Annotated in this window: 8 protein-coding genes; 4 read left to right on the top strand and 4 right to left on the bottom strand. The window is 65.7% G+C overall.

Annotation, left to right across the window (positions count from 1 at the left end; translation table 11 throughout):
• Positions 1-79: 79 nt before the first annotated feature.
• A complete protein-coding gene (locus R1Z03_RS05990) occupies positions 80-1543 on the top strand; it encodes an iron-containing redox enzyme family protein (protein WP_317357728.1) in 1464 nt (487 codons plus the stop codon).
• Between the two features lie 46 nt (positions 1544-1589).
• Here R1Z03_RS05990 and R1Z03_RS05985 read toward each other — a convergent pair whose 3' ends face one another.
• The 4 genes from R1Z03_RS05985 to rpoN form a co-directional block, all read right to left on the bottom strand.
• Positions 1590-2039 (bottom strand): hypothetical protein, encoded by a 450-nt coding sequence (locus R1Z03_RS05985; protein ID WP_317357726.1) that lies wholly within the window; start codon positions 2037-2039, stop codon positions 1590-1592.
• A gap of 185 nt (positions 2040-2224) precedes the next feature.
• A complete protein-coding gene (locus tag R1Z03_RS05980; RefSeq protein ID WP_317357723.1) occupies positions 2225-2542 on the bottom strand; it encodes a KGG domain-containing protein in 318 nt (105 codons plus the stop codon).
• 118 nt (positions 2543-2660) lie between these two features.
• On the bottom strand, positions 2661-2939 hold the full coding sequence (locus R1Z03_RS05975) for a hypothetical protein (protein WP_317357720.1): 279 nt from the start codon (positions 2937-2939) through the stop codon (positions 2661-2663).
• Positions 2940-2988: 49 nt separating this feature from the next.
• Complete coding sequence (gene rpoN, locus R1Z03_RS05970) at positions 2989-4368, bottom strand: RNA polymerase factor sigma-54 (RefSeq protein WP_317357717.1); 1380 nt, start codon at positions 4366-4368, stop codon at positions 2989-2991.
• A 279-nt stretch (positions 4369-4647) separates the two neighbouring features.
• Here rpoN and R1Z03_RS05965 point away from each other — a divergent pair, with 279 nt between their 5' ends.
• The 3 genes from R1Z03_RS05965 to R1Z03_RS05955 all read left to right on the top strand — a co-directional run bounded on the left by R1Z03_RS05965 (position 4648) and on the right by R1Z03_RS05955 (position 12207).
• The gene (locus tag R1Z03_RS05965; RefSeq protein WP_317357715.1) at positions 4648-5757 is read left to right on the top strand and encodes a HAMP domain-containing sensor histidine kinase; all 1110 of its coding nucleotides are present in this window, start codon (positions 4648-4650) and stop codon (positions 5755-5757) included.
• Positions 5758-5839: 82 nt separating this feature from the next.
• A complete protein-coding gene (locus R1Z03_RS05960; protein ID WP_317357713.1) occupies positions 5840-7249 on the top strand; it encodes a sigma-54 dependent transcriptional regulator in 1410 nt (469 codons plus the stop codon).
• A gap of 338 nt (positions 7250-7587) precedes the next feature.
• The gene (locus R1Z03_RS05955) at positions 7588-12207 is read left to right on the top strand and encodes a PAS domain S-box protein (RefSeq protein WP_317357710.1); all 4620 of its coding nucleotides are present in this window, start codon (positions 7588-7590) and stop codon (positions 12205-12207) included.
• Positions 12208-12216 lie beyond the last annotated feature (9 nt).

The raw sequence follows: 12216 nt of genomic DNA, 5'->3' as shown, positions 1-12216 counted from the left end.
GGGGTTCGCGCCATCTGGTGGTTTCTGCCTTCTTTCCAGCATCGCAGCATGGGTCCACTCCTCCAGCCCATCGCCAACGATGCTTGCACAAAAAATTCTTCCCTCCGTCGACCACCATGGCAGCCAAGCACCTCGCGCTGACGATGCGCAGCGCCCGAATGCCGCCGGCCCCTATCGTCGTCTCTACGAAGCGCTGCTCACGCCGTCCCCCACGCTGCAAACCCGCCAGCACGCCGCCCAGTGGCTGCAGCGGCTGATGGACGATAGCAAAGACGTCCCCAGCGCATTGTGCGAAGCGCCCGAGGACCTGCATGCGTGGGCCCGCGCAAACGCCCAGTCTGTGGCGCAGCGCTATCAAGCCTACCTGGATGGGCGGCGCGCAGGCGGCGAGCGCCAGTATTTTCACAACCGCGCCCATGCACTCAACTTTCTGGCATCGGTGGCGCCAACCAAGCTGGTGGACGGGTCCTGGCTCTACGGTCTGGCGCAGCATTCATCGACTGAACGGCTGCGACCTCTGCTCCAGACCTACCTCGAAGAACTCGGAGACGGCGTGCCGCACAAGAACCACGTCACGCTCTATCGCCAATTGATGCGCCGGCACGGCCTTCAGCAAGACCTGCAACTGGACGATGCCAACTATCTGCAGGGCGCGGTGCAATTGGCCCTGGGATGGAATGCCGAGCATTTGCTGCCGGAGGTCATCGGCTTCAACCTGGGCTATGAACAGTTGCCGCTGCACCTGCTGATCACGGCGTACGAGCTCAACGAGCTTGGGATCGACCCCTACTACTTCACGCTTCACGTCACGGTCGATAACGGCGACAGCGGCCATGCATGGCAAGCTTGCGAAGCAGTGCTTCAGATGATGGAAGTCCAGGCAGACCGCGAGCAGTTTTGGCAGCGCGTTCGCGCCGGGAGCAAGCTCGCAGACGCCGGGCGTGGCACGCAGGAGGTCATCGCATCTTTTGACGCCAGGGCCGAAGTGGTAAAAATCTTCGAAAGAAAGGCACCGGCCGGTGCAGGCATGCACTCCGACTATTGCCGCATTGGCGGGCGCACCGTCAACGATTGGCTGGGGCCCCAGGGCAACATCGATGCATTGCTCGACGCGCTGGTGGACGGCGGGTGGATCCGACTCGGCGCGCCGGTAGCGCAAAGCCGATTCTGGAACCTGCTTCAAGGAGAACGCGCGGAAATGTTCGGCGTGTTCACGGGATATGAGTTGCAGGTGATCCACGACTGGATTCGTGGCGAGGACAGCCGCGACGGACAGGACTATGCCCAGCCCGCCTCGGCCAACCAGACGCGCAGACTGCCCTCGTTCAGAGCCCTGGCACGCCACCGCTCGGCGGGCCCTTTCGCGGCCAGCGCAGAGCCTGTACTGGACCCCGAACTGAATCAATTCAATGAACAACTCCAGTCACTGGAAGGAGAGCAGCGCCGACAGTTCCTCAGCGCCGCGCTGTCTCCCGCGACGCATTGGACTTCGACAGGGTTGCTGGCCACCCGGCTCTTCATCAACGAAAGCTGGGCGGCCTGACCGCTGGAGCGACCATTGCCCTGAGACAGCGGTGGACCGCAAAGACTTACAGGGGTGATGGCATCTGCAGCAACGAAGGGTCGCTGCCGATCGCATTCAACTGTCCGTCTCCGCCGATGCGAAAGTGCGCGTTCTGACCGGTCGCAATCGCCACGCAGGCGGCAAAGCAGTGGGCCGGCAAGATCAATGTGCCGATGGCGTCGGTTGTCGTGACTTCAAAGCCCGCAGGAGCCGCAGGTTCGCCGAGGGTGAACCCGATCAGCAGCATCTGCCCCAGACCTGCCACCTTGGCGCCGATGAGCTCGATGCAACCCACCGCCTGCTCGACCACCCAGCCAGAAGTGGCATAGGGGGCATGCCCGCCGAGGGCAATGGTGCGCACTCCCCGCGCTTTGATGACGCTGTACTGCTCCCACTCAGGCGCGAGATGGAGCGGAGAAAATTGCTGAAAGAGCCCGCGGTGGCGCGGGGCGCGCGTGGGGTAGTTGGTGTTCATGGATTGCCTCATGGAATAGGATTTATGGCGCGTCCCACCCTCCTGGACAGCCTACGGAACGAGTGCCTGGGCTTGCGCAGGAATGCGGGTTCGACACGTGCAGCGCTTCCAACGGCAATCGATGTGCCACCCATCTGTTTTCAGCGGTAGCCCCCGAACAAATCGTCTGCACCACAGCGCTGGATTCAACGGCTTTGGGGGCCTGAATCGCGACCTGCGCCCTGCGGCGCGCGAGTCGCTCCGTTGGGTTTCGTGCTGGAAGCGCTGTCCGACAGAGTGGCCTCCGCATCAGCTGACGCACCGGCTTTGGCACCGCCAGAATTCGAGTTGCGGCGACTATGGCTCTTGGCGCCAGCGGCGCGGGCTTCTTCGGAGGTGAACTGATGCGCCGTGCCCTTTTGATGCGCCGCCTGCCCACCCTTGCTTGAAATTTCACGTTGCTTTGCCGCATCCATGGCGGCGAAGCCACGATTGCTACTGGATGGATTGCCTTGGTTGGCCATTTCGATACTCCTTCAATGTGCTCCCGTGGAGGGGAGCGGCCCAGGCCTGGCAGTCAAACCAGGCTTGGCACGGCAGAGGCAATCGACATGCCCGGCACCTGCAGGCCCCCTTGCGCAGCTACCGGTCCACGTCTGCCTGGATTGCTCGCTTGACACAACGCGCAGCCTCTTGCCTCGCATGCCTGCGGCGAGCGATACCCGCATAAAGCGTCTGCACCAGGTCAATCGCATCGCAATCCGCTTGCGCTGCACTGAACCGCATTTGCGCGCAGGCCACAGTCGTGATCCGGGGCTGCATGCCCTGCAGCACATCGACCAGCCCACACCAATGACCATCCACCGCCAACGTGCGGGAAAACAAGGTCAATCCGTCAATGGAAGCCCAGGCGAAAGCCATGATTGATCTTTGGTGAATTGGTCTTCACCCTGAGGTGCAAACCGTTGGTTCAAACGTTCCTGTGACGTTCCGGCGCCGCCGAAATGCGAAGCGCCTGCCGGTACTTGGTGACCGTGCGCCGGGCGACCGAAAACCCCTGCTGCGCCAGCAGGCCGGCAATCGCCGCATCGGACAAAGCATGTAAGGGCGACTCGGCCGCAATCAACTCCGACACCAGCTCCTTGACGGCCGCAGGAGCGCAGGTGGTGCCATTGCGCGTAGACAAGCCGCGCGAGAAAAAATACTTGAGTTCATGCAAGCCGAACGGGGTCGCCAAGAACTTGTTGTTGGTGACACGGGACACGGTGGATTCGTGCACCCCCACTTCCTGCGCGATCTGCTGCAGCTTCAGTGGTTTGAGCGCCAACGGGCCATGCTCGAAAAACGCCTGCTGGTGCCGCCCGATGGCTCGCGCCACCGCCAGGATGGTGGCAAAGCGCTGTGCCACATTGCCCACCAACCAACGCGCTTCCTGCAGGCAAGCGCTCAACGCCGCACTCTCGCCATGGCGCTTGCGCTGCTGAAACATCCGCGCATAGGCGGAATGCACCCGAAGGCGAGGCATCACAGCATCGTTGAGAACCATTTGCCAACCTCTCCCGCCCCTCACCGCCACGATGTCAGGCACCGCAAGCGGCACATCGTCTTGCAGGAAGGCGCGGCAAGGACTGGGGTTGAGCGCGCGAATCTTCGCGCAAACCGCTGCTGCAGCCTCGCGCGACACCCCCAGCGCCTCGGACAGCCGTGTGGGGTCGCGCAACGCCACGGCTTTCAGGTGGCCTTCAATGGCACGACGCACCAGATCCCGGGTCGTCACGCACTCCATCGTGTGCAATTGCAATAGCAGGCAATGCTGCAGGTCCACGGCGGCAACGCCTGCTGGATCCAGCCCCTGGACCCGGCGCCACGCCATGCGGATTTCCTGCCCATCCGGCTCCGGAGACAGGGCCATGGTGTGCACCGCCTGCTCGATCTCTTCAAGCCCGCCGCGCAGGTAGCCATCGTCGTCCAGTGATTCGATGACCGCCTTTGCCAACAGCAGATCCCGCTCCGGCAGACGAAGCAGGTCCAGTTGCCCATGCAAATGGGCTCGCAATGAAATGGGCGCTGCTGAACGCTCCCAGGCCCTCTCCCCATCGCTGTCGGCAGACGGGATCCGGCCGCTGCCAGATGACGGACTCCAGTCGCTCGGCGGCGCGTGCGGCACCGTCTGCATATCCCGCTGTGCATCGCCATCCTCGACTTCCAGCAGCGGATTGCTCTCCACCGCCTCCCGCACGGCGCGAGCGAAATCCTGTGAGGACATCTGCAGCAGGCGTACGGCATGCTGCAAGCGGGGCGAAGCATTCTGGGTGAGTGCTGCGGAAGTGCTCAGACTAAGCTGGCTCATCGAAGGTCCATGGGTTGGGGAGCATCCCATGCAACAAAGCAAGGCATATGCCACACCACGCATGGCTTGGAAAGAGCTCACCCAGCCTAGAAAACGAGCACTTGGCGCTATCCTTCAATGCAAGCATGTTGCTCAACCGGTAGAGATTGCCGCAATTCCTGCCGGTTTCGCCCACGGGTCCGTTGCTTGGTCCGGTTTTTACCGGCGCTGACTGGCACACGGCATGCTGCGGCACTGGCACCCCGCAACACCATCGCGAGCCGAACGCCTTCGCCCATCATGAACGACACCTCCACACCCATCCCGACAGCAGCGCCTCACCCCACCGCAGAGCCCCCCGTTGCAGCGCCGCCGTGGCTTTCCATGGCTGGTGTGGGACATGAATTGCGCACCCCGCTGGGCGCACTGTCCGCAGCGCTGGAGGTGATTGCGCTCGCCCCCCATCCAATGCCCATCCAGAGCGAAGCGTGCGCGGTGGCCGCTCGGCAGACACGGCATCTGTCTTCGCTGCTGGAAGACCTGCAGGACGTGCTGGCGGCGCGCGAGGGGCGCATGGAACTGCGGCGTGTGCCGCTGGACTTCTCGGGTCTGGTGCGGCAGGCCTGGGAGGCATTGGTTAACTCCAACAGGGGCTATGCCTGCACCCAGCAGATCGCTGCGGACCTGCGGGTCATGGCAGATCCTCGCCTGATGCGCCGGGCGATGGATCAGATGCTTTGCCGGGCGTGCAAAGCGGCGGCGCCGGGCATGCGCATGGACTTGAACGTGTTCAGGCAAGGGGACGAGGTGCGCGTGGAAGTTCGCGGCCTGCCCAACGACCACATGGAGCGGCCCTCGGGAGCCGCATGCCTGCTGGCTCTGCATGTGCGGGCCGGCGCACCTGCCACCTTGGCAGACCTTCTTGCCGACCATGTCATTGCACTGCATGGGGGACGCACTCCATCGCCGTCCGATGGACCGCTGCAGTATCTCGCGCTGCCCTGCCTCGCAGAAACGCCACCGCCGCCAGCCCGACTGCGGCGCCTGAAGGTGCTTGTCGCACTGCACGGCGCGCAAGATCGCCAGACAGCAGTGCAAACTCTGGAGCGCCAGGGATATACCGTGCTGGACGGCGGGGCGACCCAGCCGGCGCTGGACCTGTTGCTGCAGCACGTGCCCGATCTGGTTCTTGCAAATGCTCAGCCTGCCAAAGAGGCGCGCGAGTTCGCAGCCGCCGCGCGGGAGACCGGGTATGCCGGCCGCATGGTGGCCGTGGCAGCCGCCATGCCTTGTGCGCAGGAAGAGGCGTTGGATGCAGCCGGCGCCCGGCGCGCAGGCTTTGACGCATGGGCCGCCTGGGGCCAGTGGCCCCAGGTGCTGACGGACGCGCTGGAACGCGGAAGCGGTTGACCGCTGTACGTTCGTTTACACCCATGGCAGCGATCGCTGCAAATAATTCCTCTTTTTCAAATTCTTACTCGGGGAGATTTGCATGGCCCATGCCCTGGTAGTGGAAGACGATGCCGACTCCGCGCGCATGCTCGCGAGCTTGTTGCACACTGGCGGATTCACGGCAGCCACGGCGTCTTCGCTCCGGGATGCGCGCCGTCAGATTGCCCTGCAGCGCCCCGACATCGTGCTGCTCGACCTGCAGTTGCCCGACGGCAATGGGCTGTCTCTGTGCGAGGAGGCCGAGCTGCTCTCGTATTCGGAAGTGGTGCTGATCACTGGCCACGCCAGCCTGGACACATCGATCCAGGCCCTTCGCCTGGGCGCGGCGGATTACCTTATCAAGCCGGTGGATACGCAACGGCTCAATGCCGTGCTCTCCCGCGCTCGCTCGCCCTCCACCCTGCTGGCCGAGATTCAGGACATGCGCCTGCAGTGGGAATCGACCGGCCGCTTCGGCCACCTGCTGGGCCGGTCGCCCATCATGCGCGAGGTGTACGAGCAGATCGCATGCGTGGCCGGCACCTCGGTCTCGGTGTTCGTGACAGGGGAAAGCGGCTCTGGGAAGGAGCTGGTTGCCCGCACCCTCCATGACCTCAGCCGGCGACGCGACGGTCCTTTTCTGGCGGTGAACTGCGGCGCGATCTCGCCCCAGCTGATCGAGAGCGAAATCTTTGGCCACGAGCGGGGCAGCTTCACGGGGGCGGACCGACAGCACCTGGGGTTTTTCGAGCGCGCCAATGGCGGCACCCTTTTCCTGGACGAGATCACCGAGATGCCGCTGGAGCTGCAGGTCAAGCTCTTGCGCGTGCTGGAGACCGGCACCTTCCTGCGCGTAGGCTCCACCGAGGCGCGGCACACCGATGTGCGCATCGTGGCTGCCAGCAACCGCAACCTGGCCCAGGCCGTGGTGGATGGCGCGTTGCGGGAAGACCTGCTCTACCGCCTCAACGTGTTCCCGCTGCACCTGCCGCCCCTGCGGGACCGGCTGGAAGACCTGCCCCTGCTGGCACAGCATTTCCTGGACGACATCGCAGCACGTGAGGGGGGCCGAAAGACGCTGACCGCCGCCGCCCTGGAGCGCCTGGCGGAATACCGGTGGCCCGGCAACGTGCGCGAGTTGCGCAACGTGCTGCAGCGCGCCTTCGTGATGACGCAAGAAGGGCCGGTGACCGAGCGCTGGTTGCCGCGCGACCTCGTGCCTTCGCAGCCACCGCTCCCACTGCCACCGCTTGCGCCGCAGCAACGCGAGATGGCACCGATGGCCGACGGCGCTGCCGCCTCCACCGAACTGCGGCTGCCGCTGGGCAGCTCGCTGGCGGAAGTGGAGCGGGCGCTGATCCTCGCCACCTTCGCTCACTGCGGGCAGCGGCGCGAGCAGACCGCCGCCATGCTGGGCATCAGCATGAAGACGCTGTACAACCGGCTGAAGGAATACGGCGACGGCGCCTGACCGGCTGGCGGTGGCCGTCACCAGGCCTGGCCTTCTCAAGGGCGGCAACATCGTCCGGGCTCCAAGCCTGCGGCCTGAACGCCGGTACAACCCGTTGTCCGGTCATACATCCTGAATCCAGAACCCGCCATGCGCCGGGCACACTGGGCGCGCACGCCATCGCCCGCCCCAGCAGTCCGCGCGCGTCTCCGCGCGCAGTGGCCGCTCCCCCGGCAAGCCCAACCCCTATACGGCATCGAACGAACCCCGCGCATGCTTTCCGCCGTGGCCCACCAGACCACGCCGTCGAACGCGAAAGCCCACGATCGATAATCGGCATTCACTAGAAAGACGCCAACATGGATGACTCGCTGACCACCCCCGACGAAGCCGAAGAGCATGTGGGAGAGGCGCTGGACAGCGTGGCGCCGGCGCGGGCCTATCACATGTTGCCGCTGATCGGTCTGGGTGGTTCGGCGGGCAGCATCCCGGCCCTGCAGACCTTTCTGCAGTCCATGCCCGAAGACCCCGGACTGGCTTTTGTCGTCATCCTGCACCTGTCGCCCGACCACGACAGCGAGCTGGCCGAAATCCTGCAGCGCAGCACCTCCCTGCAAGTGATGCAGGTGCGCGAGACCTGCAAGGTCCAGGTCAACACCGTCTACGTCATCCCGCCTGGCAAGGTGCTGCGCACCTATGACGGCTTTCTGCAGCTGGCCGATCTGCCGAGCCCGCGCCATGGCCATGTGACCGTGGACCTGTTCTTTCGCATGCTGGCCGACACCCACGGTCCGCATGCCACGGCCATCGTGCTGTCCGGCATGGATGGCGACGGTGCCATTGGCATCAAGCGCATCAAGGAGCGGGGCGGACTCACCATCGCCCAGGACCCGGACGAGGCGGAGCACAGCAGCATGCCCCGCTCGGCGCTGGCCACCGGCATGGTGGACTGGACGCTGCCCGCGGCGGCCATGCCCGGCCGGCTGCTGGAGTACTACCGGCTGGAGCGCCGCCTGAAGCTGCCTTCGGAGAAGGGACCCCCGCCCATGGAAAACCCGATTCCCCATGGCATGGCCACAGAAGCGGCCCTGCGCGACGTGCTGATCTTCCTGCGAACGCGGACCGGCCGGGACTTCGCCTACTACAAGCGGGCCACCATCCTGCGGCGCATCGGCCGGCGCATGCAGGTCAACGGCATCGCCGATCTGCCGGGCTATCTGGATTGCCTGCGCACGCGGCCCGGTGAGGCTGGGGCGCTGCTGCAGGACCTGCTCATCAGCGTGACCAACTTCTTTCGCGATGGCGAGTGCTTCAGTGCGCTGGAGGCGCACATCGGGGGGCTGTTTGCCGGCAAGGGGCCGGGGGACTCGCTCCGTGTGTGGGTGGCCGCCTGCGCCACGGGCGAGGAGGCCTACTCCATCGCCATCTTGCTCAGTGAATACGCACGCAAGGTGGATGCGGCGCCGGTGATCCAGGTCTTCGCCAGCGATCTGGACGACGAGGCCATCGGCATCGCCCGCGAGGGGCTCTACCCCACGACCATCGAGGCCGACGTGTCGGAAGAACGGCTGCGCCGGTATTTCGTGAAGGAGCACCGCGGCTACCGGCTTCGCCGCGAAATCCGCGAAATGGTGCTGTTTGCGGTGCATGACGTGCTCAAGGATTCGCCGTTCTCGCGGCTCGACCTCGTCACCTGTCGCAACCTGCTGATCTACCTGAACCGCAACGCCCAGCACCGCGTGTTCGACACCTTCCATTTCTCGCTCAAGCCCCGCGGGCTGATGTTTCTGGGCTCATCGGAATCCGTCGAAGACAACAGCCCCCTGTTTGTCGTGCTCGACAAGAAGCACCGCATCTACAGCCACCGCCCCGCCTCGCGCTCGGGCATGCCAGGGCACTCCGCGCCCGGCACCGTCTCGCTCGCCATGGAGGCGCAGCACGCCGCGCGGTCCGGCCCGGTGCTGGCCGGCCCGGCCTTCACCTCGACGCCCCCGGCCTCGCGCGATCTGCCGCCCCTCGATGGCCGCAGCCACAGCTGGGGTGAGCTGCATTTCCGGCTGCTGGAGAAGATCGCGCCGCCCTCCGTGCTGATCGATGCCGGCCACGACATCGTGCACCTGTCGCCCAACGCCGGCGAGTTCCTGCGCTTTCAGGGCGGCGAGCCCAGCCGCAACCTGCTGCGCGCCATCCACGAGGACCTGCGCATCGAAGTGCGCGCGGCGCTCTACCAGGCGGCGCAGCGCAAGATGGCCGTGGAGACCCCGCCCGTGGCTGTCACCCATGCTGGCGGCGAAATGGTGCTGGTGGTCCGCATCGTCCCGTTCCACGAGGCGCCGGGTTTTCATCTGGTGATCATCCAGCCCGCGTCGGCGCTGCAGCCGCTGCTGCCCATGCCGGTGCGGCCCATGTCGGTCTCCGAGCCCCTGGCGCAGCACCTGGAGCAAGAACTGGAGCGCATGAAACTGCACCTGCGCGACACGGTCGAGCAGTACGAGGTGTCCACCGAAGAACTCAAGGCCAGCAACGAAGAGCTGCAGGCCATGAACGAAGAGCTGCGCTCGGCCACCGAGGAACTCGAAACCAGCCGAGAAGAACTGCAGTCGATCAACGAAGAGCTCACCACCGTCAACCACGAGCTCAAGAGCAAGGTCGATGAACTCGGCCACTCCAACAGCGACATGCACAACCTGATGGACGCCACCGCGATCGCGACGGTGTTCCTGGACCGCGAGCTGTGCATCACCCGTTTCACCCCCTCGGCGATCACGCTGTTCAAACTGATTCCCACTGACATCGGCCGCCCGCTGTCCGATCTGGCAACCCACCTGGACTACCCGGAGATGACCTCCGATGCCCGCCGCGTCCTGGAGCGGCTGGTGCCGATGGAGCGAGAGGTCGGCAAGGGCAGCGGCCAGTGGTTCCTGGTCAGGGCCCTGCCCTACCGCACGCTGGACGACCGCATTGCCGGGGTGGTGCTCACCTTCGTGGACATCACCGAACGCAAGCACAGCCAGGAGGCCTTGCGCGTCTCGCAGGACCGATTCAGTCTCATCGTCAGCCAGGCGACGGCCGGGGTGATGGAGGTGTCGCTGGACGGGCGCATCGAATTCACCAACCGCAGCTACCGCGAACTGCTGGGCTATTCCGAGGCCGACATCGTGGGCATGTCGCTACTCGACCTCGTCCACCCCGACGACCGAGCCGAGAGCGCACGGCTGTTCGAGAAGCTCGCCCGCCACGGCGAGGCGTTCCAGGTCGAAAAGCGCTGCCTGCGCAAGGACGGCTCAGTGATCTGGACCTTCAACAACGTGAGCCGCCTGTCGAATGTGCAAGGCCGTGCGGACGCTGCCTTGGTGATGTGCACCGACGTGACGGAACGCAAACGGGCGGAGGAAGCCCTCAGCCGCAGCGAGGAGCAGTTGCGGCTCATCGTGGAGAACGCCGTCGAGTTCGCCATCTTCTCCACCGACCCGCAGATGCGCGTGACCCGCTGGAACGTGGGCGCCGAGCGCCTGCTCGGCTACCCCGAGGCCGAGGTGCTGGGGCAGCCCGCCGACATCATCTTCACCGACGAAGACCGCGCCCTGGGCGCACCGCAGATCGAGGTGCGCCAGGCGCTGACCGATGGCCGCGCCATGGACGACCGCCTGCACCGCCGCAAAGATGGCACCACCTTCTGGGCCAGCGGGGTGTTGATGCCGATGCTCGACGATGGCGCCGTGGTCGGCTTCGTCAAGATCCTGCGCGACCAGAGCCGTGCCCGCCAGGCCCAGGAAGACCTGGAGACCAGCCGGGCCGAACTGGTCGAGGCCCTGCGGCAGAAAGAAGCCGCGCACTCGGCCTTGGAAGCCGCCGACGCCGCCAAGGACCGGTTCCTGGCCGTGCTGTCGCACGAACTGCGCAACCCCCTCGCCTCCATCCGCAATGCCGCAGAGGCGCTGCAGTCGGGGCAGTTGAACGACGAGGAGCGGGCCCAGTCGTCCAGCATCCTGGACCGGCAATCCGCCGCCATGAAGACGCTGCTGGACGACCTGCTGGACGTCTCGCGCCTGCGGCTGGGGCGCCTGGCCCTGCACCGCCGCCGCATCCTGCTGTCCGAGGTCGTGGACATGGCCATCGAAACCACCAGGCCCGCCATCGAAGCCGGCGCGCACCGGCTGGAGGTGGTGCTTCCGCACATGCCGGTGGTGCTCGATGCGGACCCGGTGCGCCTCAGCCAGGTGCTGTCCAACCTGCTGGCCAACGCCGCCAAATATACCCCTCCAGGTGGCCACATCGGGGTACGGGCCCAGGTGGACCAGCGCACCGCCGTGATCGCCGTGACGGACAACGGCATCGGCATGGCAGCGGACAACATCCATAGCCTGTTCGGCATGTTCGTGCAGGAAACATCCGACCTGCCCGGCGCGCGGGGCCTGGGCATCGGGCTGGCGCTCGTGCGCAGCATCGTGGAATTGCACGGCGGCCTGGTGGAAGGCTCCAGCCCGGGCCAGGGCCAAGGCAGCACCTTCACCGTGCGCCTGCCGCTGGCGCAGGCGGAGCCCCTTGCGCCGTTGCCGGAGCCCGGGTTGCCGGCCCCATTGCGCAATCTCTCCGCCCTGGCGCCCAAGGTGCTGGTGGCCGACGACAACGCCGATGCGGCCTGGAGCATCGCCACCCTGCTGCAAATTTCCGGTTGCGAGGTACGCACCTGTTCCGACGGCCCCGCGGCGGTCGCGGCCGCCCGCGAGGGCATGCCTGACGTGGCGGTGCTGGACATCGGCATGCCGGGCATGAGCGGGCACGAAGTGGCGCGCCAGATGCGCGCCCTGCCGGGCGGCGCGGACGTGCAGCTGATCGCGTTGACCGGCTGGGGCCAGGAAGCCGACCGGAACGCTGCCGCCGAAGCGGGGTTCGACGCACACATGGTCAAGCCCGTGGAGGTCCAGCAACTCATCGCGCTGATCGAGGCCCGCCAGCGGGACAAGGCACCGCGCTGAGCCCACCAC

Origin of the sequence: Acidovorax sp. BLS4, assembly GCF_032929295.1 — a bacterium.
Classification (GTDB): Bacteria; Pseudomonadota; Gammaproteobacteria; order Burkholderiales; family Burkholderiaceae_C; genus Paracidovorax.
Note: the sequence above shows the minus strand (reverse complement) of the source record. Positions and strands in the feature narration are given on the sequence as shown.